The organism is Neorhizobium tunisiense (assembly GCF_039631515.1).
Taxonomy (GTDB): Bacteria; Pseudomonadota; Alphaproteobacteria; order Rhizobiales; family Rhizobiaceae; genus Neorhizobium.
Genome location: NZ_JBDIUU010000001.1, coordinates 235,490 through 259,590, shown reverse-complemented (window position 1 = coordinate 259,590; position 24,101 = coordinate 235,490). Strand labels below are relative to the sequence as shown.

23 protein-coding genes are annotated in these 24,101 nt (G+C 62.0%); 11 read left to right on the top strand and 12 right to left on the bottom strand.

Annotation, left to right across the window (positions count from 1 at the left end; genetic code table 11):
• Positions 1-304 precede the first annotated feature (304 nt).
• Entirely contained in the window at positions 305-673 is a 369-nt protein-coding gene (locus ABCW43_RS01435) for an Hpt domain-containing protein (protein ID WP_445738911.1), read from the top strand.
• 142 nt (positions 674-815) lie between these two features.
• The gene (locus tag ABCW43_RS01430; RefSeq protein WP_046640358.1) at positions 816-1,136 is read left to right on the top strand and encodes a 2Fe-2S iron-sulfur cluster-binding protein; all 321 of its coding nucleotides are present in this window, start codon (positions 816-818) and stop codon (positions 1,134-1,136) included.
• A gap of 440 nt (positions 1,137-1,576) precedes the next feature.
• Here the strand turns inward: ABCW43_RS01430 and ABCW43_RS01425 are convergent, their stop codons facing one another.
• Positions 1,577-2,197, bottom strand: coding sequence for a DUF922 domain-containing Zn-dependent protease (locus ABCW43_RS01425; protein WP_445738880.1), 621 nt, complete (start codon positions 2,195-2,197; stop codon positions 1,577-1,579).
• A gap of 181 nt (positions 2,198-2,378) precedes the next feature.
• On the opposite strand from ABCW43_RS01425, the gene folP reads away from it, so the two are divergent.
• Genes folP through folK form a run of 3 tightly spaced genes read left to right on the top strand, consistent with a single transcriptional unit; the run spans position 2,379 to position 4,055 of the window.
• Positions 2,379-3,179, top strand: a complete 801-nt coding sequence (gene folP / locus ABCW43_RS01420) for a dihydropteroate synthase (protein WP_445738879.1) — start codon at positions 2,379-2,381, stop codon at positions 3,177-3,179.
• Positions 3,179-3,544, top strand: a complete 366-nt coding sequence (gene folB / locus ABCW43_RS01415; RefSeq protein ID WP_345921797.1) for a dihydroneopterin aldolase — start codon at positions 3,179-3,181, stop codon at positions 3,542-3,544. The genes folP and folB overlap by 1 nt, the downstream gene beginning before the upstream one ends.
• Before the next feature lies 1 nt (position 3,545).
• Positions 3,546-4,055, top strand: a complete 510-nt coding sequence (folK, locus tag ABCW43_RS01410; RefSeq protein WP_345923289.1) for a 2-amino-4-hydroxy-6-hydroxymethyldihydropteridine diphosphokinase — start codon at positions 3,546-3,548, stop codon at positions 4,053-4,055.
• A 15-nt stretch (positions 4,056-4,070) separates the two neighbouring features.
• Here folK and ABCW43_RS01405 read toward each other — a convergent pair whose 3' ends face one another.
• From ABCW43_RS01405 to ABCW43_RS01390, 4 genes are all read right to left on the bottom strand, one after another.
• A complete protein-coding gene (locus ABCW43_RS01405) occupies positions 4,071-4,625 on the bottom strand; it encodes a hypothetical protein (RefSeq protein ID WP_345921796.1) in 555 nt (184 codons plus the stop codon).
• Between the two features lie 102 nt (positions 4,626-4,727).
• Complete coding sequence (locus tag ABCW43_RS01400; RefSeq protein WP_345921795.1) at positions 4,728-5,807, bottom strand: YcjF family protein; 1,080 nt, start codon at positions 5,805-5,807, stop codon at positions 4,728-4,730.
• Positions 5,804-7,273, bottom strand: a complete 1,470-nt coding sequence (locus tag ABCW43_RS01395; RefSeq protein ID WP_345921794.1) for a YcjX family GTP-binding protein — start codon at positions 7,271-7,273, stop codon at positions 5,804-5,806. Before ABCW43_RS01395 ends, ABCW43_RS01400 begins: the two co-directional genes overlap by 4 nt.
• A gap of 77 nt (positions 7,274-7,350) precedes the next feature.
• The gene (locus ABCW43_RS01390) at positions 7,351-7,860 is read right to left on the bottom strand and encodes a SixA phosphatase family protein (protein WP_345921793.1); all 510 of its coding nucleotides are present in this window, start codon (positions 7,858-7,860) and stop codon (positions 7,351-7,353) included.
• Positions 7,861-8,130: 270 nt separating this feature from the next.
• Here ABCW43_RS01390 and dksA point away from each other — a divergent pair, with 270 nt between their 5' ends.
• Entirely contained in the window at positions 8,131-8,550 is a 420-nt protein-coding gene (dksA, locus tag ABCW43_RS01385) for an RNA polymerase-binding protein DksA (RefSeq protein ID WP_007771163.1), read from the top strand.
• An 83-nt stretch (positions 8,551-8,633) separates the two neighbouring features.
• Here dksA and ABCW43_RS01380 read toward each other — a convergent pair whose 3' ends face one another.
• The gene (locus ABCW43_RS01380; protein WP_345921792.1) at positions 8,634-9,716 is read right to left on the bottom strand and encodes a flagellar biosynthetic protein FliO; all 1,083 of its coding nucleotides are present in this window, start codon (positions 9,714-9,716) and stop codon (positions 8,634-8,636) included.
• 252 nt (positions 9,717-9,968) lie between these two features.
• Between ABCW43_RS01380 and cckA the strand changes: the two genes are divergently transcribed.
• From cckA to ABCW43_RS01355, 5 genes are all read left to right on the top strand, one after another.
• Positions 9,969-12,581, top strand: coding sequence for a cell cycle histidine kinase CckA (gene cckA, locus ABCW43_RS01375; protein WP_345921791.1), 2,613 nt, complete (start codon positions 9,969-9,971; stop codon positions 12,579-12,581).
• Between the two features lie 245 nt (positions 12,582-12,826).
• Complete coding sequence (gene recA / locus ABCW43_RS01370) at positions 12,827-13,915, top strand: recombinase RecA (RefSeq protein WP_345921790.1); 1,089 nt, start codon at positions 12,827-12,829, stop codon at positions 13,913-13,915.
• Positions 13,916-14,100: 185 nt separating this feature from the next.
• The gene (gene alaS / locus ABCW43_RS01365; protein WP_345921789.1) at positions 14,101-16,761 is read left to right on the top strand and encodes an alanine--tRNA ligase; all 2,661 of its coding nucleotides are present in this window, start codon (positions 14,101-14,103) and stop codon (positions 16,759-16,761) included.
• A gap of 54 nt (positions 16,762-16,815) precedes the next feature.
• The gene (ttcA, locus tag ABCW43_RS01360; protein WP_345921788.1) at positions 16,816-17,682 is read left to right on the top strand and encodes a tRNA 2-thiocytidine(32) synthetase TtcA; all 867 of its coding nucleotides are present in this window, start codon (positions 16,816-16,818) and stop codon (positions 17,680-17,682) included.
• A gap of 50 nt (positions 17,683-17,732) precedes the next feature.
• Positions 17,733-18,557 carry an inositol monophosphatase family protein gene (locus ABCW43_RS01355; protein WP_345921787.1) on the top strand — a complete coding sequence of 275 codons (825 nt, stop codon included), beginning with the start codon at positions 17,733-17,735 and terminating at the stop codon, positions 18,555-18,557.
• A gap of 59 nt (positions 18,558-18,616) precedes the next feature.
• Here the strand turns inward: ABCW43_RS01355 and ABCW43_RS01350 are convergent, their stop codons facing one another.
• The 6 genes from ABCW43_RS01350 to purL all read right to left on the bottom strand — a co-directional run bounded on the left by ABCW43_RS01350 (position 18,617) and on the right by purL (position 24,087).
• A complete protein-coding gene (locus tag ABCW43_RS01350) occupies positions 18,617-19,864 on the bottom strand; it encodes a multidrug effflux MFS transporter (protein ID WP_445738878.1) in 1,248 nt (415 codons plus the stop codon).
• 90 nt (positions 19,865-19,954) lie between these two features.
• The gene (gene grxD / locus ABCW43_RS01345) at positions 19,955-20,290 is read right to left on the bottom strand and encodes a Grx4 family monothiol glutaredoxin (RefSeq protein ID WP_007770088.1); all 336 of its coding nucleotides are present in this window, start codon (positions 20,288-20,290) and stop codon (positions 19,955-19,957) included.
• A 155-nt stretch (positions 20,291-20,445) separates the two neighbouring features.
• Positions 20,446-20,694: a hypothetical protein gene (locus ABCW43_RS01340; protein WP_345921786.1), complete on the bottom strand. Its 249-nt coding sequence runs from the start codon at positions 20,692-20,694 to the stop codon at positions 20,446-20,448.
• A gap of 3 nt (positions 20,695-20,697) precedes the next feature.
• Positions 20,698-20,934: a BolA family protein gene (locus tag ABCW43_RS01335; RefSeq protein WP_007770085.1), complete on the bottom strand. Its 237-nt coding sequence runs from the start codon at positions 20,932-20,934 to the stop codon at positions 20,698-20,700.
• A 107-nt stretch (positions 20,935-21,041) separates the two neighbouring features.
• Entirely contained in the window at positions 21,042-21,719 is a 678-nt protein-coding gene (locus tag ABCW43_RS01330) for a hypothetical protein (protein WP_345921785.1), read from the bottom strand.
• Positions 21,720-21,879: 160 nt separating this feature from the next.
• Positions 21,880-24,087 (bottom strand): phosphoribosylformylglycinamidine synthase subunit PurL, encoded by a 2,208-nt coding sequence (gene purL, locus ABCW43_RS01325; RefSeq protein ID WP_345921784.1) that lies wholly within the window; start codon positions 24,085-24,087, stop codon positions 21,880-21,882.
• Between the last annotated feature and the right edge of the window lie 14 nt (positions 24,088-24,101).

Below are 24,101 nucleotides of genomic sequence, written 5' to 3'. Positions count from 1 at the left end.
TTACCAACCTACCATCCGGGGCAAAAGGACGATATTCCTCGCCACCTTAGGCGTATTGTAGTGGCACATTCGGCCACCCTGCACAATTATGACGCCTGCCTTCGAACGATGCCGTGGAATGTTGTTAACAGAATTTAAACCATGTGAAGATGCAAAACTCCTAAAATCCCGGGAGCTTAGCAGAAATTAACCATGCCGGAAGAAACCGGCCCAGATTGTGCCGGAATTTAACGGGATAGCTGCGATTGGCCCGCACAATTCGGGACATTATCAGAAGAACAACAGGGAAAACAGGTTCATGGCAATGGCAGCGGTCAGTATCGCGTTCGAAGCTCCAGAAACGTTGAGGGGCGGTTGCCCTTCTCAGTCCCGTCCGATCGATCTCGTCCATCTCGCGACCCAGACCATGGGCGACAAGAACCTGGAAGTCGAAGTGCTCCAGATGTTCGCACGCCAGGCGCGCCGCGCACTCCATGACATGGCGAACGCCGATACCGCCCAGGTCATGGCGGCCGCGCATCGCCTGAAGGGTGCTGCCGGTGCTGTCGGCGCTTTCAAGGTTTCGGCCGCTGCCGAGCGCGTCGAGGACAATGGCTCCGACGCTTCGTTGCGGGCTGCGGTCGCTGCCGCCGTCGTCGAGGCCGAAAACTTCATCAACAAGCTCTGCCGCTGAAGCGATTCGGCGAATCAGCTCCGCACGGCGCCGATGGAATAGCCGGCGGCGCCCGAAAATGTTGACTGCGCCGGGGTTTTATCGGAAGACAGCGCGCTTAAATAATCTGCCCTGACCCTTCAACATCCCGGATTTCCCTATCATGACGAAACTGACCATCGTTGCCTTTGACGGAACACGCTTCGATATCGAAGCCGAGCCAGGCTCCACCGTTATGGAGAATGCGGTTCGCAATTCCGTCCCCGGCATCGAGGCCGAATGCGGCGGCGCCTGCGCCTGCGCCACCTGTCATGTCTATGTCGACGAGGCCTGGACCGAAAAGGTCGGCCCGCCGGCGCCCATGGAGGAAGACATGCTCGACTTCGCCTTCGAGGTGAAGCCGAACTCGCGCCTTTCCTGTCAGATCAAGATCAAGGCGGATCTCGACGGGCTCGTGGTCAACGTGCCAGAGCGTCAGGCCTGACCAACAGGCCTGACTGATCCTCATTTCCCGCTTTCCTGTTTCCAGGCAAAAAAAAGCCTCGCTCCGCACAAAGGGCAAGCGAGGCAAGTCGGGCGCATCACCGGCAGGGGAGGGAGGAAACACCTGCGGCTTGAAGACGCGCCAGGAGAACTAAAAACACGGGGAACTAAAAACACAGGGAACCAAAATTCAGGAACACCTGAAGCAACTGCGTGCGATACGTCGGTCAGAGACCGGAAGGGCACGCTGGATCTTGCGGCTATCTACCTCGTTTGCTTCGTTTTTCGGAGCGTTGGTAGATAAGCTATGTCCTAGGTTGTATCCGAGATTCGTATTTTAGACTATCACCATAAATCACCCGTCATTGACGGGGGGTAGCGCAAGCCTCGCAAAAGCTCGGTGACGGTTGGTGGGGCTGATTCACCTCCCCCAAAAGCGGATTAATTGCCGGGTCGCTTCATGCGGTACTGCAACAGCCGCATCATCCGCGCGTCGAAATTGGCCGCCTCGATCTGGTCGAACCGCAGCTGCTCCCGGTCATGCGCCTCAAGAACACGGCGGGTCGTCTCCGCCACCTGTCTTTCCAGCGCATCGCAGGTTCTGTTGGCGGGGAGGCTAAGCAGTTCCCGTTCGAGTTGGCGCGCGTTGTTGCGGGCGATTTCCGCATGCCGCTCCTCGTGGCGCTTGATGTCCTTCGACAGAGTATCCCAGATGAAGCCGAGATCGGCCGTGGCACGGCCGCGATTGCCCCAGCGCGGCAGGATGATATGGGTTCGAAGTGTCACCCGCGCGCCGCCGACCGAGCAGCGCCCGCCCTTTTCCACATAGGTGACGTCGCCGCCGAACTTGATTTCGGTGGCGCCGGGATGGCGATGGCCGGTGCCGCGGGTGAGGGGACCACGGTTTTCCAGTTCCTTGTCGAGGTCCTCGGCCGTGCGGCCGCCGATCCGGAAATAGGAATAGGTCTTGTTGATGATCGGTTCTGCCATGGCCGTCACAGGGAACACGCAGAGGAGAAGAAAAACACCGAAAAACCGGCGGACTCTGCGCATGGAGAACATTCTATGGCCTGCGACGTTGAACTTATGGGGACCTTGGGGCATAGCCAGCCTGAGCGCAACACAAAGGCATCAAATTTTGCGTTACCCTTCGAAAGACGGCCGGCCGGTGATATCGCAGCGCAACAGCACCTGGCGTGTCGGGCGGGGCCGTGCCCTTGAACTCGGTCGCCAAGGCCAGATTATGGCGATCATCAACATCACGCCTGATTCCTTTTCCGACGGCGGAAGGTACGCAAACATGGATGCCGCGGTGGTTCATGCCGTTGCCTGCGTCAGCGACGGCGCCGCTATCCTCGACATCGGCGGCGAATCGACAAGGCCTGGCGCGGCCGAGGTGACGGCGGCGGAAGAGCAGGACCGGGTCCTGCCGGTGATCGAAAAACTTGCCGCAGAGACCGATGCGCTGATCTCGATCGATACCTACCGCGCCGAAACCGCCCGTCTGGCGATGGCCGCGGGAGCCCATATCATCAACGATGTCCACGGCCTGCAGCGCGAGCCGGAGATCGCGACCGTTGCCGCCCAAACATCTGCCGGCGTCTGCATCATGCATACCGGCCGCGGGCGCGAGCAGGAAAAGCGGCCCGATCGTATCGCGGACCAGGAATTTTTCCTGCGGCAATCGCTCGAGATCGCTCGCGGCGCCGGCATTTCCGAAGAAGCGATCGTGCTTGATCCCGGCTTCGGCTTTGCCAAGGACCGAGACGACGACATCGAATTGATGGCGCGTTTTGCCGAATTGCATAGGCTTGGTTTTCCGCTGCTCGCCGGCACCTCGCGCAAGCGTTTCATCGGCGCCTTGACGGGACGCGAGAAGGCGAACGAACGCGACGTCGGCACCGCCGCGACCACGGCAATCCTGCGCCTTGCGGGGGCCTCGATCTTCCGCGTCCACAACGTTGCCGCCAACCGCGATGCGCTGGCGATGGCCGATGCGGTTCTCGCCGCAGCCTCCGCTTACAACGCAAGAGAGGGCCTTTGATGGCGACCTACACGATCACGCTGAAGAACTGTGCGTTCTACGCCAAGCATGGCGCTTTCGAGCAGGAGGCCGCGCTCGGCCAGCGTTTTTTCATCGATGTCATCATGGACGTCGAGGCGGACGAGGCACTCGAAAACGACGATGTCACGAGCACGGTGCATTACGGCATTGCCTACGAAATCGTCGAGAAGGTGGTGACCGGCCACCGTCGCAACCTCATCGAGACGCTCGCCAAGGAAATCGCCAAGGCGCTCTGTGCCTGGACGCCGCAGATCCGCCGGGTGGAGATCGCCGTGCGCAAGCCGAGCGTGCCAATCCCCGGCATCCTGGACTATGCGGAGGTGCGTGTTGAGCATTTCGCCTGAAATGACGTTCGAGGTCGCGGCTCTCGGGCTCGGCGGCAATATCGGCGATCCGCCGTCGTCGATGGCCGAGGCGCTCAGGCAGCTCGACGGGCGCGAAGACTGCCGCGTTCTCGCCGTCTCGAAACTCTATTCGACCCCGCCCTGGGGCAAGACCGACCAGGCGGATTTCTTCAACTGCTGCGTCCTGGTGGAGACTTCATTGGAGCCGGAGGACCTGCTGGACGTCTGTTTGTCGATAGAGCGCGGCATGAAGCGCGTTCGCCTGGAGCGTTGGGGACCACGCACCATCGATATCGATATCCTGACTTATGGGACGCGGGAACAGAGAAGCGAAAAACTGGAAGTGCCGCATCCGCGCATGACCGACCGCGGCTTCGTGATGTTGCCGCTTGCCGATATCGCCCCGAATCTTCTGGTGAAGGGAAGGAAAGTGCGCGACTGGCTTGGTGGAGCCGATATTACCGGCATCAAGGTCGCGCGGGACAGCCAGGACTGGTGGCAGGGCGCCTGAGGCGCCCTTGGTGTCTTATTGTTGGATCGAGCCGACGGCGATCGAATCCATGTCGCGGTCGAGGCTGAGCCCGATCACCGGAACCATCTGCTCTTCGACCTTGATCGAGATGGTGATGTTCATCTTGTTCTCGCCGCGCAGGCTCGCGACCATCGCGCCGTTGAGCTGATTGCGGTTGATGCCCATGACGACCTTGTCGCCGCTGACCGAACCGGAAATGATGTCCAGCCCCTTGCCCTCGGCGCCATCCAGGAACTTGCCGGTGTAACCGCGGCCGCTCTGGGTGATGGTGGCGGACATCGGCTGCTGGAACACGCCGACACGGCAGGTACCGTCGAGCTTGATGCCGACATTGCTGTCCGGGATCGCGGCACCCGTGAGGTTGCAGTTGAATTTGGTGCCCTTGTACTTCCCGGCGACGATTTCGCCGGGACCCTTCCAGACGCCCGCGACCGACTGGAAGAAAGCCTTGTCGCGCGGAGCGGCCTCGGCCTGCGGCGCCACGGCGGAGGTCGCCGCGACAGTCAGAATGGCGAACCCGCCGAGAAGCGAAAAGAAGCGCGAATACATGAACTTTCCCCTGACGAGCAGCAACTTTAAGTATCCCGTAATTTAGGTGGGAATGGTTAACGAGTGGTGACGATGACCCGGTCTGAGCCATGGTCAGGTACTCTATTGTTCATCTTTTCGCCCGCCTATAGTCGCGATATCCGAGATAAAATCGCCGATTCCGGGCCTTTTGACCGCCCGGAAGGGCAGCGGCCGGCAGAGGTCCATGGCGGCGATGCCGATTCGCGCGGTCAGCAGGCCGTTGATCACGCCTTCGCCCAGACGCTTGGATAGCTTCGAGGCAAGACCGTGCCCCAGAACCTGTTGCGCGACACCGTCGCCGACGGCGATCGAGCCGGTGACGGCGAGATGGGCGATCACATCCCGCATCAGCCTCAAGAGCCCGAGCGTGCCCGGCCTGCCGCCGTAAAGCTCGGCCATGGCGCGGATCAGCCGCGTCACTTCGAAAAGCACATAGGCGAGATCGACGATGGCGCGCGGGCTGACGGCGGTGACGATCGAAACACGTTTGGATGATCCGAGGATGAGCGCCCGGGCCTTGCGGTCGAGCGGTGCCAGGAGCTCCCGTTCGGCCAGTTCGATGAGCTGCGGCCCGTCGATGATCTCGTCCTTCGTCGCGTCGAGATTGGCGCGCCCCTTGGCGGTCTCCGCCCGGTGACTGAGGATCTTGGTGAGCGTGGTGACGATGGTACGCGCAGCGGCCGGGCGAGGGGAAAGGATTGCCTCTTCCGCCTGGGCCTTCAGCGTCTGGACGGCGGAAAGCCGTATCATGCCGAAGATTTCGCGGCCGACGATCACGGCGACGGCGAGGAGCCCGATGGCAAGCGCGGTAAGTGCCGCATATCCCAGCCAGTCGGCGCGGGTGAACAGGTCGCGGACGACGCTATCGGCCCACAGGCCGAAGGCGAGCGACAGGAAGGTACCGAAGGCGGCCGCCGCCAGGTTGACGAACGAGAATTTTTTGCGCGCCCGGGGCTCGGCGACCGGGATCGCCTCTGCTGCGAGCTCAGGCGGCGTCACGAACGGATCCTCTTCGTCGGGCGTCACCACGACGCCATCCTCGAAGCTGCGCGGGCTGCGGCGAGGGACAGGCAGGGCCTGGCTTCCGGACGCGCTCTCCTCTTCGACCGAGAACGATGCGGGTCTGCGCCTGTTGTTCTGAGGTGATTCGGGCGGTCTCATGCGAGGCGGTCTCCGAACAGGAACTGCATGGCGCGGTCGAGCCGGATATGCGGCACGGAGAGCTTCAGACCGCCATTCGCCTCCTCCAGCGCCGGAGGGCGGAAGCGCACCACATTGATCTCGGGAAGCTCGGCGCCGGCCGAATCGAGTTTTTGAAAGAATGCTTCAGGATCTTCCGGCAAGTCACCGGGAAATATAGCAGTTTTCTTAAGTCCGTCGAAGCGCTCGCCATTGATCATCTCGCCGGAAATCGGCGTGCCGACGATGACCGGGAGGAGGTGGTTGTCTTCCTTGACGGTCGCCTCGCGGGTGGCGCGCACCGATGCGATCGCCATCACCTCGATGCCGGCGCCGGCCATGCCGATGCGCTGAACGGCGCGATCGACCAGCCGGCCGGTGAGTCGTTCCAGGCGGTCATGGCTTTCGTGGTGCAGGTGATCCGCCTTGGTGGCCGCGACCAGGACCTTGTCGATCCGGCGGCCGATCAGGGAGGAGAAGAAGCTGTTGTGGCCGGGACGGAAACAGGCGAGCACGTCGGTCAGCGCCCGTTCGAGATCCTGCACCGCTTCCGGCCCGCGATTGATCGCCTGCAGCGCGTCGATCAGTACGATCTGGCGGTCGAGCCGCGCGAAATGCTCGCGGAAGAACGGCTTGACCACGACGTTCTTGTAGGCCTCGTAGCGGCGCTCCATCATCGCCCGCAACGAGCCCTTCGGCGCTTTGGTCTCGGGCATGTTCGGCAGCGGCGCGAAGGTCAGCGCCGGCGAGCCTTCGAGATCTCCGGGCATCAGGAAACGGCCGGGCGGCAGGGTCGAAAGTGACCGTTCGTCCGCCTTGCAGGCCTTGAGGTAGCCCGCAAAGGCGTCCGACAACCGCCTCGCGGTCATTTCGTCAGCCGGGGCGTCCGCATCTATGCCGTTTGCGAGGGCGAGCCATTCCCGCGACAGTTCCTCGCGGATGCCGGTCCCGGCAAGGGTTACGGTATTGTCGCTGAAGGTGCGAAAATCCTGCGCCAGCAGCGGCAGGTCGAGCAGCCATTCCCCGGGATAGTCGACGATGTCGATCGACAGCCGGCCGCGCGAAAACATCCGGCCCCAACCGCTGGCACTCTGGTAGTCGAGGGTGATTCGCAGTTCCGAGATCGCGCGGGTCGAATCCGGCCAGGTGCGGTCGCGCACCAGGGCCTGGATATGGTCTTCGTACTGGAAGCGCGGGATGGCGTCGTCCGGCTGCGGTTCGAGCCGCGCCGCCGAGATCCGCCCGGAGCGCATGGCTTCGAAGAGCGGCAGCCGCCCGCCGTTCAGCAGATTGTGGACGAGGGACGAGATGAACACGGTCTTGCCGGCCCTCGACAGGCCGGTCACGCCGAGCCTGATCGTCGGATGCACGAGGCCCGAGGCGCGGTCGGCGAGATTGTCGAGCGCGATGCGCGCGTCATCCGAGAAGCTGGTAAGCGAAGGCGGCAAGGCGTCGTTCCGGGTCCAGAGTTTACGCCTATATAGGGAGCCGTCGCGAGGCCGCAAAGCCGTCGCGCGAGTCCAGTTCAGGCCGTCAGGAAGTCGGTCAGTGTCCAGGCGGCATCCGAGCCGGCGACAAAACCGCGATAATCGAGCACCGCAAGGCCGGCAGGCGGGTAGCCGCCGGGGATTGCCGCCACCATCTGGTCGGCGCCGATCAACCCTTCCAGGACCTCTTCCATGGTCGGGTTGTGGCCGACGAGCATGACAGAGCCGCTGTCCCGCTGGCCTGCAAGGATGGCGAGATAGGTGCCGAGCGAGCCGTTGTAGAGTTCGTCGATGAAGACGGGCTCGATCTCCTCGCTGATCGCGCGTCGGATCGCGTCCGCTGTCTGGCGGCATCGCGTGGCGGTGGAACTGATAAGAATATCAGGCCGGTAGTTGCGATCGGCAGCCTTGTCGGCAACGACCTCGGCCTGTGCGAAGCCCTGATTGTCGAGAGGCCGATCGAAATCGTGTTGTCCGGGCTCCGCCCAGCCGGACTTGGCATGGCGCAGCAGGTAGATGCGGGAAGGAGGAGGAGTGATCGTCGTCATGCCCGGCACCGCTGTTAAGAGGATGGAAGCGATGGGTAGCCTTTCGGCACGAGACTCGTCAACTGCCGCAGATATTCTGAAATAGCCTGCCCGACCGCAGCCTCCTGTGGAGAAGAGTTTCGGATGTTCAGAATAAAAGCTTAAAAAATAGCCGTTTAGCGGATTTTTATGACAGTTTTAAAAATGCCTTAATACTGAGCGCGAGGCTTGAATCGGGATGGGGGGATAGGATATAGAGCGCCGCATGAGATGTTCTTCAGGAGAATCGCGTTGAGTGAGAAGATCGATCTTAGCAATTATGTGCTCTCGGAAAACGACGAGTTCATGAATGCAAATCAGAAGGCGTATTTCCGGGCAAAGCTTATCGCCTGGAAAAACGATATCCTGAGAGAAGCGCGCGAAACGCTGGGTCACTTGGCAGAAGAGAGCGCCAACCACCCGGATCTCGCCGACCGGGCTTCCTCCGAAACCGACAGAGCCATCGAACTTCGAGCCCGTGACCGTCAGCGCAAGCTGATTTCCAAAATCGATGCCGCCTTGCAGCGCATCGAAGACGGCACCTACGGTTACTGCGAGGAAACGGGCGAACCGATCGGCCTCAAGCGTCTCGACGCCCGTCCGATCGCCACGCTGTCGATCGAGGCGCAGGAACGCCACGAGCGCCGCGAAAAGGTCTATCGGGACGAATAATCCGCCCGATCAGTCGGAAACGAATTCAAGGCACGGTTTTCCGTGCCTTTTTTCTTGGCCGAAAATTCAAATCTCGGGCCGGCTCACTTGTCGCGGGTGACGGACATCTCGCCGAATATGCGGGCGACTTCCGACTGCAGGCTCGGTTCCGGCGTGGCGCCGGTGACGGGCGGGACGCCGGGGTTCCTTGGCTGCATCTGACGGTTCGGCTGGGGGATGACGGCAGTCTCGCGGGCCGCGAGGTTGTTGGCCATTTCCTCTTCGAGAATCCGTTCGAAGTCGCTGCCGAGCTGTTTCGGCTTGTCGGCGGCCGATTGCAGGGCAGGTGGCACGATCGCGGCGCTGACCGGCACGACGCGCGGCTCGGGTGCTTCCTGGAAGACCCGCCCACGGGCGGCGTCGAGCACATCGGCTGCGTCGTCGAAGGCCGGAACCTGGACGGGAGCCGGGGTAGGCGGCGGTGCAGCAGCTGCCGCCAGTGCCGCGATCGGCCGCAACTGTTCGGGTTTTATCTCCGGGGCTTGACGGGCCGGCGGTTCGATCCTCGGGGCGGCGGTCGGCTCGGGAGATGCGGCATTGTGAGCCGGGGCAGGCGGCGCGGGGCGCGGGGCGAGTGTCCCGCTCATCGGTATGGGCCCCGTCGTGGGAGCCGCCGCCGGTGCCGCACGCGGCGTCTCTCGCTGCGGCAAGGCGCTTTCCCGGGCCGGCTCGACGCGCGGTTCCGGAGCTGCGGGACGTGGGATCGGGGCAGGGCGTGGTTCGGCAACGGCAGCCGGTCGGGCTTCCATGGCGGGTGCCGCTTGGACGGGAACCGTCATGTCCATTGGCTGGAACCGGTTGGCCCCTGTCGCAAGGGTTGCCGGCATGGCAGGTACCGCCGTGGAAATTCCGCTTTCGATGACGATATCGGTCGGCCCGCCGATCATGATCAGGTGTTCGACCCCGTCGCGGCGGATGAGAACCAGCCGACGCCGCGCATCGACGGCTGCCGCATCCAGCACCTGCAGCCGCGGCTGGCGGTTTTTGCCGCCGCGCACGAAGGGCGAAGGGCCAGTACGGCTGCGGATGAGCCAGAGCACGCCGATGAGCACGAGAAGCCCGATGCCGACGCCGACGACTGCGATCAGGAGGTTGCCTCCATAGGCGCCTATCAGGTCATTCAACATATCTTGCCACTCCTCATGTGAAAGCCGCGGTAAAAAACGACTTTTTTCCTACCGAAGCAAGCTGCTAACTGTCACTGTCCCGCGCTGAAAGACAGCGTAGAAAAGCAAAGATAGGTCACTCCGCCAAACTGTCCCGGGTTTTGTGGCTCAGCAGAGCTTTTTGCTTAACCTGCAACTTGCTAATAAGGAATCGCGGGATTCCTGATCCCTGAATGTTCATGGCCGCGGCGCCGGTCGAAATGCGAGGAATTGATGACGAAGTTGCAGCAGAGCGGCAACTACGAGGCGCCCCTGGTGGAAAAAGGGACGCGTGGCGGCACTATCATCCGGATCGTCCTTCTGGCGCTCGTTCTCTGTGGCGTGGCCGCCGGATTCGTACTGTTCCAGCATGCGCTCGACAACGAGCTGGTGCTCGGCCTGCTCGGCATTCTCGCGATGGTCGGCATCTTCTTCCTGGTGTCGTCGATCATCGGCCTCGTCGAGGTCATGCCGCAGTCGCGTTCCGACGAGCTGGCCCGCGGTTTCCTCGCCAACCATCCCGACGGCATTCTGATCACCGATGCCAAGGGTCGTATTCTTTACGCCAACGCCGCCTATGGCCGGATGACCGGCGCGACCAAGGCGAGCAACGTGCAGTCGCTCGAAGCGCTTCTGTCCAAGACCCGCGAATCGACCGAGGCGCTTTACAGGCTGACGACGGCTCTGCGCGAAGGCCGGGAAGGCCATGAGGAGTTCCGGCTTCTCCAGCCGATCGGACGCACGACCGGCAACGGTTCCGGTGCCCACTGGTACCGTCTCAAGGCACGGCTGCTGACGCCTGCCGACAGCCGCAAGGGCCAGCTCGATATCTGGCAGATCACCGACATCACCTCGGAACGCGACGACCAGGAACGGTTCTTCCGCGAACTGCAGAACGCCATCGACTATCTCGACCATGCGCCCGCCGGCTTCTTCTCCGCCGGCAAGAAGGGCGAAATCTTCTACCTGAACGCCACGCTTGCGGAATGGCTCGGCATCGACCTGACCAAGTTCGTGCCGCGCTCGGTGACGATCGCCGATCTGGTGGCGGGCGAGGGCATGGCGCTGATCCAGTCGGTGCAGGCAGCACCCGGTCTGAAGCGCACCGAAACGCTCGACCTCGATCTGCGCCGCGCCAACGGCCAGAGCCTGCCCGTGCGCCTCGTGCACAATGTCAGCGCCACCCGCGACGGCGCGCCGGGCGAAAGCCGCACCATCGTGCTGGCGCGGCCGAAGGGCGGCGAGGGCGACCAGTCCGCCTCCGCGATGCGCTTCACGCGTTTCTTCAACAACACGCCGATGGCGATCGCCTCCGTCGACGGCGAAGGCCGGATCCTGCGCATCAATGCGCCGTTCCTCAAACTGTTTGCCGGCGTCGTTTCCCGCGACGACGTGGATGCCGGTATCGAACTCGACCGCATCGTGCACGACAATTCCCGCCAGCATCTGATGCAGGCGATTGCCGCTGCCAAGGACGGACAGGGCGATATCGCCCCGATCGATTCGCGCCACCCGGGTGACGAGAACCGCTATGTACGCTTCTATGTGAACGCCGTGATCGACGAAAGCGACGAGGCGCCGGAAGAGGCCGCGATCGTCTATGCCGTCGAAACGACCGAGCAGAAGGCGCTCGAAACCCAGATGGCCCAGACCCAGAAGCTCAATGCGGTCGGCACGCTGGCGGGCGGCATCGCCCATGACTTCAACAACGTGCTGACGGCTATCCTTCTGTCCTCCGATCATCTTCTGCTGCAGGCGCGGCCCTCCGATGCGAGTTTTGCCGACCTGATGGAGATCAAGCGCAACGCCAACCGCGCCGCCGTGCTGGTGCGCCAGCTGCTGGCCTTCTCGCGCAAGCAGACCATGCGGCCGGCGGTGCTGAACCTGACCGACGTCGTCGGCGACCTGCGCATGCTGGTGGACCGGCTGATCTCCGGCACCAATGTGAAGCTCGAAGTGGATTACGGCCGCGATATCTGGCCGGTGCGCACCGATCTTTCGCAGTTCGAGCAGGTGCTGATCAACCTCTGTGTCAACGCGCGCGACGCCATGCCCCAGGGCGGCACGATCCTGATCAAGACCCGCAACGTGTCCGCCGAGGACGCGGGCGGTTTCCACCAGACGGACCTGCCGGCCGAGGATTTCGTGATGATCGAGGTTTCCGATACCGGCACGGGCATTCCGCCTGAAATCATGGACAAGATCTTCGAGCCGTTCTTCACCACCAAGGAAGTGGGCAAGGGCACCGGCCTCGGTCTCTCGATGGTCTATGGCATCGTCAAACAGTCCGGCGGCTATATCTATCCCGAATCGGAAGTCGGACGCGGCACGAGTTTCCGCATCTTCTTGCCCCGCCACATTCCCGAAGCGCCTGTCGTCGTCCAGGATGCTCCCGCAACCGGTCCGCAGGCGCAGCCGGCCGCTCTCGCGCCTGTCGTGTCGACCTCCGCTTCCGACGACCTCGACCTCACCGGCAAGTCGGCGGTCGTCCTGCTTGTCGAGGACGAGGAGGCCGTCCGTCGCGGCGGCAAGCGCATGCTGGAAACCCGCGGCTATACCGTGCACGAAGCGGGTTCCGGCACCGAAGCGCTCGACATCATGGAAGAGCTCCAGGGCAAGGTCGATATCGTCGTCTCCGACGTCGTCATGCCGGAAATGGATGGGCCGACGCTTTTGACCGAGCTGCGCAAGATCTATCCGGACATGAAGTTCATCTTCGTCTCGGGCTATGCCGAGGATGCCTTTGCCCGCAACCTGCCGGCCGACGCCAAGTTCGGCTTCCTGCCGAAGCCATTCTCGCTGAAGCAGCTTGCCGTGGCGGTCCGGGAAATGCTCGATTCGGAGTGAGAATCGGATTGTCTCTCATAAATTTCAAACGCCGCGATTCCCTCGTCGAATTGCGGCGCAGCCTTGATTTCAAACGGGGATTTTCCACACCCAGGCGGGCGTGAACATCCTGAGAACGAAATCGAAATATCTATTTTGACTCAATCTCTTGAGTGACCCTTGCCAAATGAGAACAAAATAGGTACATCACCTTTATCAGCTGCTTCATTGCGCGCGCGGCGGCAATAACCTAAAGGTGGGACCAGATGGCACAGAATAGTTTGCGGCTCGTAGAGGATAAAGGCGTGGACAAGAGCAAGGCGCTGGAAGCAGCATTGTCGCAGATCGAACGGTCCTTCGGTAAGGGATCGATCATGAAGCTCGGTGCGAACGAGAGCATCGTTGAGGTCGAGACGGTTTCGACCGGCTCTCTCAGCCTCGATATCGCGCTGGGAATCGGTGGTCTGCCAAAGGGCCGCATCATCGAAATCTATGGTCCGGAAAGCTCGGGCAAGACCACGCTTGCGCTGCAGACGATTGCTGAAGCCCAGAAGAAGGGCGGCATCTGCGCCTTCGTCGACGCCGAACATGCGCTCGATCCGGTCTATGCCCGCAAGCTTGGCGTCGATCTCCAGAACCTTCTGATCTCGCAGCCGGATACCGGCGAGCAGGCGCTCGAAATCACCGACACGCTGGTCCGTTCCGGTGCCGTCGATGTCCTCGTTATCGACTCGGTTGCAGCCCTGACGCCGCGCGCCGAAATCGAAGGCGAGATGGGCGACAGCCTGCCGGGCCTTCAGGCCCGCCTGATGAGCCAGGCGCTGCGCAAGCTCACCGCTTCGATCTCCAAGTCGAATACGATGGTGATCTTCATCAACCAGATCCGTATGAAGATCGGTGTGATGTTCGGTTCCCCCGAAACCACCACCGGCGGCAACGCCTTGAAGTTCTACGCCTCGGTTCGCCTCGACATCCGCCGCATTGGCCAGGTCAAGGAACGCGAGGAAGTGGTTGGCAACCAGACCCGCGTCAAGGTCGTCAAGAACAAGATGGCTCCGCCCTTCAAGCAGGTCGAATTCGACATCATGTATGGCGAAGGTGTTTCCAAGACCGGCGAGCTGATCGATCTCGGCGTCAAGGCTGGCATCGTCGAGAAGTCCGGTGCGTGGTTCTCCTATAACAGCCAGCGCCTTGGCCAGGGCCGCGAGAACGCCAAGACGTTCCTGCGCGATAATCCGGAGCTTGCCCGGGAGATCGAGACGTCGCTCCGCCAGAATGCCGGCCTCATCGCCGACCGCTTCCTGCAGAATGGCGGCCCGGACGCTGACGACGGTGACATGGCTGCAGATATGTAAGCCTTCCCGCCGCACTCGGAGTTTTCTCCGGCTGATTGCTTTTGAACCGGCCGCGCATGGAAAGATGCGCGGCCGGTTTCTCGTTCGGTGAGGCGGCGGGGCGGCTGGACAGTTGGGGGTGTGGGCGATACAAGCCTTTGGTTTTCGAATAATAGGACCGCATCCGGCGGTAAAAAGGGCGTAGCATGAGCGGCGTGAATGAAATCCGGTCGACCTTCCTCGACTATTTCCGAAAGAACGGGCACGAGGTTGTTTCCTCCAGTCCGCTGGTGCCGCGCAACGATCCGACGCTGATGTTCACCAATGCCGGCATGGTGCAGTTCAAGAACGTCTTCACCGGTCTTGAGAAACGCCCCTATTCGACGGCGGCGACGGCCCAAAAATGCGTTCGTGCCGGCGGCAAGCATAACGACCTCGACAATGTCGGTTATACCGCCCGCCATCACACCTTCTTCGAAATGCTCGGCAATTTTTCCTTCGGCGACTACTTCAAGGAACGCGCCATCGAGCTTGCCTGGAACCTGATCACCAAGGAATTCGGCCTCGACGCCAAGCGTCTCATGGTGACGGTGTATCACACCGACGACGAGGCTTTCGGCCTCTGGAAGAAGATCGCCGGTCTTTCGGACGACAGAATCATCCGCATTCCGACCAGCGACAATTTCTGGGCGATGGGCGATACCGGTCCCTGCGGCCCGTGCTCGGAAATCTTCTATGACCATGGCGAGCATATCTGGGGCGGCCCTCCCGGTTCGCCGGAGGAGGATGGCGACCGGTTCATCGAGATCTGGAATCTCGTCTTCATGCAGTACGAGCAGGTGACCAAGGAAGAGCGGATCGACCTGCCGCGCCCGTCGATCGATACCGGCATGGGCCTGGAGCGTGTTGCCGCCGTCCTGCAGGGCCAGCACGACAATTACGACATCGACCTGTTCCGGGCGCTGATCTCGGCCTCGGAAGAAGCGACCGGCGTCAAGGCGGAAGGCGAGCATCGCGGCAGCCACCGTGTCATCGCCGATCACCTGCGCTCTTCCGCGTTCCTGATCGCCGACGGCGTACTGCCCTCGAACGAAGGCCGAGGTTATGTGCTCCGCCGCATCATGCGCCGCGCCATGCGCCATGCGCAGCTGCTCGGCGCCCGCGATCCGCTGCTCTGGAAACTGCTGCCGGCGCTCATCCAGCAGATGGGCCGCGCCTATCCGGAACTGGTGCGCGCTGAATCGCTGATTTCGGAAACGCTGAAGCTCGAGGAAAACCGCTTCCGCAAGACGCTGGAGCGCGGTCTTTCGTTGCTCTCGGATGCGACCAACACGCTTCACAAGGGCGACATGCTCGATGGCGAGACCGCCTTCAAGCTCTACGACACCTACGGTTTCCCGCTCGATCTGACGCAGGACGCTTTGCGCGCCCGCGAAATCGGTGTCGATATATCCGGATTCACCGACGCCATGCAGCGCCAGAAGGCGGAAGCCCGGTCGCATTGGACCGGTTCCGGCGACAAGGCGACGGAAACGATCTGGTTCGAGCTTAAGGAAAAGCACGGCGCGACTGAGTTCCTCGGCTACGACACTGAAACGGCCGAAGGCGTCGTGCAGGCGATCGTCCGCGACGGCAAGGCTATCGACAGCGCTTCGGCCGGCGATCAGGTCCAGATCGTTGTCAACCAGACACCGTTTTACGGCGAATCCGGCGGCCAGATGGGCGACACCGGCGTGATTGCGACGGACAATGCCAAGCTGAATGTCTCGGATACCCAGAAGAAGGGCGAGGGCGTATTCGTCCACATCGCGACCGTCGCTGAAGGCACGTTGAAGGTTGGTGATGCCGCAGCGCTGACGGTCGATCACGACCGTCGCTCGCGCCTGCGTTCCAACCATTCGGCCACCCATCTGCTGCATGAGGCACTTCGCGAGGTGCTCGGCACGCACGTGGCCCAGAAGGGTTCGCTGGTAGCGCCCGAGCGCCTGCGTTTCGACGTCTCGCATCCGAAGCCGATGTCGGCCGAGGAATTGCAGAAGGTCGAGGACATGGCAAATGCCATCATCCTTCAGAACGCGCCGGTCACGACCCGCCTGATGAGCGTCGACGACGCGATCGCTGAGGGCGCCATGGCGCTGTTCGGTGAAAAATACGGCGACGAAGTTCGCGTCGTAGCGATGGGCAAGGCGATCGAAGGTCCGAAGGCCGGCAAGCCTTATTCGATCGAGCTCTGCGGTGGCACGCATGTCAATGCGACCGGCGATATCGGCCTTGTCCGCGTTCTTGGCGAAAGCGCGGTCGGCGCCGGCGTTCGCCGCGTCGAGGCGGTGACGGGCGAGGCCGCGCGTCTGTATCTCGCCGAGCAGGATGAGCGGGTGAAAACGCTCGCCGGCGCCTTGAAGGTGCAGCCGGCGGAATTGGTTTCGCGCGTCGAAGCGCTGATCGACGAACGCCGCAAGCTTGAGAAGGAACTGGCGGACGCCAGGCGCCGGCTTGCCATGGGCGGCGGGCAGGGCGGTTCGGCTGACGACTTCCGCGAAATCGGCGGCGTCAAGTTCATGGGCAAGGCGCTCAACGGCATCGACGCCAAGGACCTCAAGGGTCTGGCAGACGAAGGCAAGGCAAGCCTCGGCTCCGGCGTCGTCACGCTGATCGGCGTTTCGGAAGACGGCAAGGCAAGCGCCGTGGTTGCGGTAACGCCTGACCTGGTCGACCGCTTCAGCGCGGTGGACCTAGTCCGCATCGCATCCGTGGCGCTCGGCGGCAAGGGCGGCGGCGGCCGTCCGGACATGGCTCAGGCCGGTGGACCCGATGGCGCCAAGGCGAGCGAGGCGCTCGACGCGGTGGCAGCCGCTCTCGGCGCCTGATCATCGACAGGAAAAGCGGGCTTGGCCCGCTTTTCGGTTTCAAGGAAAGAGCGAATGGGCGTGACGGCCAAAATCGACGATGAGCTGGACGATGCCGTCGACGGCCTCGTGCCTGCGCTCTTTCGGGATGCGCCGAGCTCCGTCTCGTTCAACAAGCTGCGCAAGCGTCTGCTGCGTCAGGTGCGGCAGGCCTTCGACGATTTCGGCATGCTGAATGGCCAGAAACGCTGGCTGGTCGGCCTCTCGGGCGGCAAGGATTCCTATTCTCTGCTCGCGGTTCTGCTCGACCTGCAATGGCGCGGCCTGCTGCCGGTCGAACTGATTGCCTGCAATCTCGACCAGGGCCAGCCGAATTTCCCTAAGCACGTTCTGCCGGACTACCTCACTTCGATCGGCGTGAAGCACCGCATCGAATATCGCGATACCTATTCGATCGTGAAGGAAAAGGTGCCGGAAGGCGCCACCTATTGCTCGCTCTGTTCCAGGCTTCGGCGCGGCAACCTTTACCGGATCGCCCGCGAAGAGGGGTGCGATGCGCTGGTGCTCGGCCATCACCGGGAAGACATACTCGAAACCTTCTTCATGAACTTCTTCCATGGTGGGCGGCTTGCCGGCATGCCGGCCAAGCTGTTGAACGACGAGGGCTACGTAATGGTGCTTAGGCCGCTCGCCTATTGCGCCGAGGACGACCTGGCCAAATTCGCCGCCGCCATGCAGTTCCCGATCATCCCGTGTGATCTCTGCGGCTCGCAGGATGGGCTGCAGCGCAATTCCATGAAGGCGATGCTCGCCGATATCGAGGCCCGCATGCCGGGCCGCAAGGACACGATGCTGCGCGCGCTCGCCCACGTGAACCCGTCGCACCTGCTCGATCCGAAACTCTTCGACTTCTCCGGCCTGCAAGCCGCTCAAAACCTCTGAATTTTTCCCGAACCCAGCCTTCCCGCACCATCCCCCAAGAGACCGTTGCCATGACCCTTCCGCTCGACATCACGAAGCTTGCCGATCTCCTGCGCCTTGCCGCCAAGGCGGAAATCCTGCCGCGGTTCCGGCGGCTCGGCAGCGGCGATGTGCGGTCAAAGAGCGAGCCGTCCGACCTGGTGACCGAGGCCGACGAGGCTGCCGAGCGGATGATCCGCCGCGAACTCGAAGCCTTCGCGCCCGGCGCGCTCTTCGTCGGCGAGGAATCGGTGGCGGCCGATCCGTCGTTGCTCGCCAAGCTCGTCGATGCGGAATTTGCGGTGGTCGTCGATCCGGTCGATGGCACCTTCAACTTCGCCTCGGGCATCCCGGCCTTCGGCGTCATGGCCTCCGTCGTCTGGAAGGGCGAAACGGTCGCCGGGATCATCTACGATCCGATGGGCGACGACTGGGTGATGGCGGAAAAGGGCGCCGGTGCATTCATGAGGCGGCCTGACGGCGAGGCGATCCGGCTTTCTGTCGCCGAATCCCGCCCGATCGGAGCGATGATCGGCATGGCGTCGCCCGGATATTTCTTCGGCGGCGAGCGCGAGCGGATCCTCGGCAATCTCGCCAAGGTCCGGTTCTTCGCCAACTATCGCTGCTCGGCCCATGAATACCGAACCTTTGCGGGCGGCCACGTGCAGTTCGTCCTCTACAACAAGCTGATGCCCTGGGACCATCTTGCCGGCACGCTGATCGGCACGGAGGCGGGCGGTTACGTGGCGCGCTTCGACGGCTCACCTTACATGCCGCACCATGTCGATGGCGGGTTGCTGCTCGCGACCGACAAGGAAAGCTGGCAGATGCTGCGCAACGAGATCATCGGCCACTGAAATAATGGCGATTTCCACTAAAAAGGCCGGATTTTTTCCGGCCTTTTTAATGGGGGAGATCAGATCTTCGGATTATGCGGCTGGAAGAGTTTTCCCTTTTCGCCGATCAGCACGAAGATCAGTCCGATGATCGAGACGGTGAAGAAGCCTGCGACTAGGGGCAGCGCCGTACCGTTGAAGGCCTGGCCGATCGCAACGCCGATCAGCGCGCCGCCGACCGTACTCATGAAGCCGAGGACGGCGGACGCCGTTCCGGCGACATGTCCAAGTGGTTCCATGGCAAGCGAATTGAAGTTCGAGCCGATCCATCCGAACTGGAACATGGCGAGCCCGAAAAACACGATGAAGATCGCCAGTGGCATGGGTTGAGGCCCGAAGATCTGCACGAGCATCCAGACCAATGTGATGCCGATAAAGCCAAGCAGCGAGCCGTGCGAAAGACGCCGCATGCCGAAACGCCCGACAAACCTGGCGTTCAGGAAGGATGCCGCAGACATGAACACCGCCACGCAGGCGAAGACCAGCGGAAACCAGACGCCCAGGTCGTAGATCCCGACGTAGATCTGCTGCGCCGAATTGATGAAACCGAACATGGCGCCGAAGATGAATGTGCTGGCAATCGTGTAGCAGAGGGCGAGGCGATTGGTCAGAACCATCTGGAAGGCGCGCAGGATAGAGGAAAGGGTGAAGGGACGGACATCGGCCGGATCGAGCGTTTCCGGAAGGCGCGAATACATCCAGAAGCCGATGCAGAGCGAGGCGATTGCCATGAACACGAAAATCAGGTGCCAGTTGCCGAACAGCATGATCACCTGGCCCGTTGCTGGCGCGATGACCGGCACGACCATGAAGACCATCATGATCAGCGACATGACTTCCGCCATGGCGCGGCCACCGTATACGTCGCGCACGATCGAAACGGAAATCACCCGGGTTGCGGCCGCTCCTGCACCCTGGATGAAGCGAAGGACCAGCAGTGCGCCGAATGATGGCGCGATGACGGCGCCGACCGCGCAGACGAAATAGAGGCCGAGGCCGAAGAGCATCGGGTTCCTGCGACCGAAACGGTCGGAGATCGATCCATAGATGATCTGCGCGGCGCCGAGACCGAAGAGATAGGCCGAGATTACGTATTGCCGATGGTTCTCGTTGGCGACGCCGAGCGAGGCGCCGATTTCCTGCAGGCCGGGGAGCATGATGTCGATGGCAAGCGAATTGATGGCCATCAGCATCGCCATCATCGCGATGAATTCGACCCGGCCCATGCCACGCAGGCGGTCCGGGGCCGTTTGTGAGGGATTGGTCACAGCAGCTTCCTAAAAACAACGTGAAAGGCGCCGTTGGGAGCGGCGCCTTGAAAATGTCTTCTAAAAATCCCGGACCGAGCCCGGAAGATCTCAGGCCGCGCCGCGGACGCTGATGCCCTGTTCCTGCAGGTGAGTCTGCAGTTCGCCGGACTGGAACATCTCGCGGACGATATCGCAGCCGCCGATGAATTCGCCCTTGACGTAAAGTTGCGGAATGGTCGGCCAGTTGGAATAGTCCTTGATGCCCTGGCGGATTTCCGCATCGGCGAGCACGTTGACGCCCTTGTAGTCCAGGCCGAGATAGTCGAGAATCTGCACGACCTGGCCCGAGAAACCACACTGCGGGAACTGCGGGGTGCCCTTCATGAAGAGAACCACGTCATTGGTCTTCACTTCGTTGGCGATAAAATCGGTAATTCCGCTCATGTCCTATCCTTTCACATGCGGTTTCAAGGGCCGCTGCGCTGCGTCATTTCCCTTAAATAGCAATGTGGCATCGGGAATTCCAGCGGAATAGTCCGCAGGAACGCGCTTATTGCGTCGCAGGACAGCTGTCTAAGCCTTAGGCCGTTACGTTAGGGTCAGCGGCTGCGCTGCTTGCTGCGGCTTGCCGTCGTGCGCCGGCGGCTCACCTGTTTCGTCGCCGGCTTCGCCGCACGGGTGCTTGCGGGCTTGGTGCGTGCGGTCTTCTTGGCGAAACGTCCGGTAGTGGCCGAGCGGACCTGCCGCTTCTTGCGTTTGGCGGGCGTGCGGCCGTGCGACTTGCCGAGAAGTTCCTTCAGGGCGGTTTCGACAAGGCCGGTCACGATCTCCTTGATCAGGTCAGCCATCGCCTACTCCGCCGGAGCCGAAGTCTGCAATGCCAGCGCATGGAGCACGCCGCCCATATTGCCCTTCAGAGCCTCGTAGACCATCTGGTGCTGCTGCACCCGGCTCTTTCCCCGGAACGCTTCCGCCACCACTTCCGCGGCATAATGGTCGCCGTCGCCAGCAAGATCCCGGATGGTGACCTTGGCACCGGGAATGCCGGCTTTGATCAGGTCTTCGATTTCACCGGGTCTCATAGCCATGACGTCATCCCTTTTCTCCTCCGCGGACTCAAAACCGCGGAACCTTTTGTCAGGATACACTGCCTCAAAGCTGCTCGCCGGTCAAAGCAGGATCGAGCGGCTCCGCCTCAATGGTGCAAGAATACGTGTTTCACCTTGTGGAGGCTGGCTTTGGCCCGGGTTCTGAGCGGGGGAAGATGCTGCGTGCGGGAGAAGCGAAAAAGCCAGATGGAACTGAGGGTCAGGATCATGAAGCCGTAGGATTCGATGCTCTCCTCCATCACGACAATATCGAAATGCTCGGCGAGCTGGCTGCAACCGAGAACGGCGGCAACCAGGCCTAGCGGCCAGGAAAGGCGCGGATGAATGGCCCGGAGAAGACCTCCTCTATGGCGATATTCGAACACGATCGTCGCAATCAGCAGGATCAGGGCGGCTGCGCCGATAATAATCGGCAGCCAGGTCTTCGATACGCAAAAAACTGTCACACTTCCGCGGCATATTGGCATCTCGCGCATGAAGAAGACGATGGAGATGCAGGCCGTCGTGATTGCGACGAAACGCGCCAGTATCCGGGTCCCCAATGCCGCCATGACGGCAAAAAGGACGGTGATGGCAAGCGAAGCAGACTGAATGTCTTCGATGGGGCCGTCTTCATTGAAGATATCGCGGGTGGTCATACCCATCTTCGAAAAAGCCATCCAAGCCAGGACGTTCAGGCAAAGGGTGATGATCAGTGCATCGAGCCAGATGCGCTTGTAGTGCCAGGTCGGGCCCGATGACCTCAACCAGGTCAAAATCGGCATAAGCATTTTTGCGCGCTTACTTTCCTATGTCAGAAAACAGCGATGCTTACCCGGATAGCCCGAGTCCATCAATCCCTTGCGCTTCACGTTTGTTCACGCGTGCAGATAAACCGCGATGCCTGGACCGCGGTAAATCGCACCGGTGCGTTCGGGCCGGGTATCAGGCCATGAAGGCCGGGAACCAGCTTTCGTGCGCTTCCGTGAGCTGCAAGACCGCAACGTTGATGAGGTCGTCGACCACGAGGCTGTCGCCCGCGACCGTGCCGAGCGTGCGGAAGGGTACACCTGCGCCTTCAGCATTCGCCTGCACGAAATTGGCGAGATCAGCCGGCACCGCGATCACGTAGCGGGCCTGGTCTTCGCCGAACAGTAACGCATGGGCCGGGCCGCGCTGCTCCTTGAGGCTGACCTTCATACCCTTGGACGAGGCCATCGCCATTTCGGCAAGCGTGATCGCAAGGCCGCCCGAGGAAATGTCGTGGCAGGCCGTCACCTGGCCATTGCGGATGAGCGAGCGGACAAAATCGCCGTTGCGGCGCTCGGCCTTCAGATCGACTTCCGGGGCCGGGCCATCGATCGTGTCGAGAATGTCGCGCAGATAGACCGAAGAGCCGAGATGGCTGCCGTCCGCGCCGATCATGATCAGCTTGTCGCCGTCGTTGGCAGAACCGATCTTCGCCATCTTCTGCCAGTCGGGCAGCAGGCCGACGCCGGCAATCGTCGGGGTCGGCAGGATCGCGACGCCGTTGGTCTCGTTGTAGAGCGATACGTTGCCGGAAACGATCGGGAAATCCAGCGCCCTGCAGGCCTCGCCGATGCCTTTGATGGCGCCGACCAGCTGGCCCATGATTTCGGGCTTTTCCGGATTGCCGAAATTGAGGTTGTCGGTGGCCGCGAGCGGCTCGGCGCCGGTGGCGACGATGTTGCGCCAGCATTCGGCGACCGCCTGCTTGCCGCCTTCGAACGGATCGGCCTCGACATAACGCGGCGTGACGTCGGAGGAGAAGGCGAGTGCCTTGGTTGGATGGGTTTCGATACGCACAACGCCGGCATCGCCTCCCGGGCGCTGCAGCGAATTGCCCTGGATCAGCGTGTCATACTGTTCCCAGACCCAGCGGCGGCTGGACTGGTTGGCCGAACCGATGAGCTTCAACAGGGCTTGATTATAGTCAGCGGGTGCCGCGACCTGCGAGGCGGGCAGGGGCGCGCGGGCATTCGACTGGACCCACGGCCGATCGTATTCCGGGGCCTGGTCGCCGAGATCTTTGATCGGCAGGTTGGCGACTTCTTCGCCCTGATGCAGCACACGGAAGCGCAGGTCGTCGGTGGTCTTGCCGACGATCGCAAAATCGAGGCCCCACTTGACGAAGATCGCCTTGGCCTGGTCTTCCTTTTCCGGCTGCAGCACCATGAGCATGCGCTCCTGGCTCTCCGAAAGCATCATTTCATAGGCCGTCATCCGGTCTTCGCGCACCGGCACCTTGTCGAGGTAGAGTTCGATGCCGAGGTCGCCCTTGGCGCCCATTTCGACGGCAGAGCAGGTGAGGCCGGCCGCACCCATGTCCTGGATCGCGATCACCGCGCCGGTCGCCATCAGTTCGAGGCAGGCTTCCAGCAGGCATTTTTCGGTGAAGGGGTCGCCGACCTGAACGGTCGGGCGTTTCTCCTCGATGGACTCGTCGAATTCGGCCGACGCCATCGTCGCTCCGCCGACACCGTCGCGGCCGGTCTTGGCGCCGAGATAGACGACCGGCAGACCGACGCCCTTAGCTTCCGACAGGAAGATCGCGTTGGATTTGGCAAGCCCGGCCGCAAACGCGTTGACCAAGATATTGCCGTTGTAGCGCGGATCGAACTCCACTTCGCCGCCGACCGTCGGTACGCCGAAGGAATTGCCGTAACCGCCGACACCGGCAACCACGCCGGACACGAGATGTTTGGTCTTCGGATGATCGGGCGCGCCGAAGCGCAGCGCGTTCATGGCCGCGATCGGGCGGGCGCCCATGGTGAAGACGTCGCGCAGGATGCCGCCGACACCCGTCGCCGCGCCCTGGTAGGGCTCGATATAGGAGGGGTGGTTGTGGCTCTCCATCTTGAAGACGACGCAGTCACCATCGTCGATGTCGACGACGCCGGCATTTTCGCCCGGTCCTTGAATGACGCGCGGTCCCTTGGTCGGAAGCGTTCGCAGCCATTTCTTCGAGGATTTGTAGGAGCAGTGCTCGTTCCACATGGCCGAGAAGATGCCGAGTTCCGTGAAAGTCGGCTCACGACCGATCAGATCGAGAATCCGCTGATATTCGTCGGGTTTCAGGCCATGTGAGGCGACGAGTTCGGGGGTGATCGCGATACTGTTCGGGATGGTCATGATCTTCTCTGGAT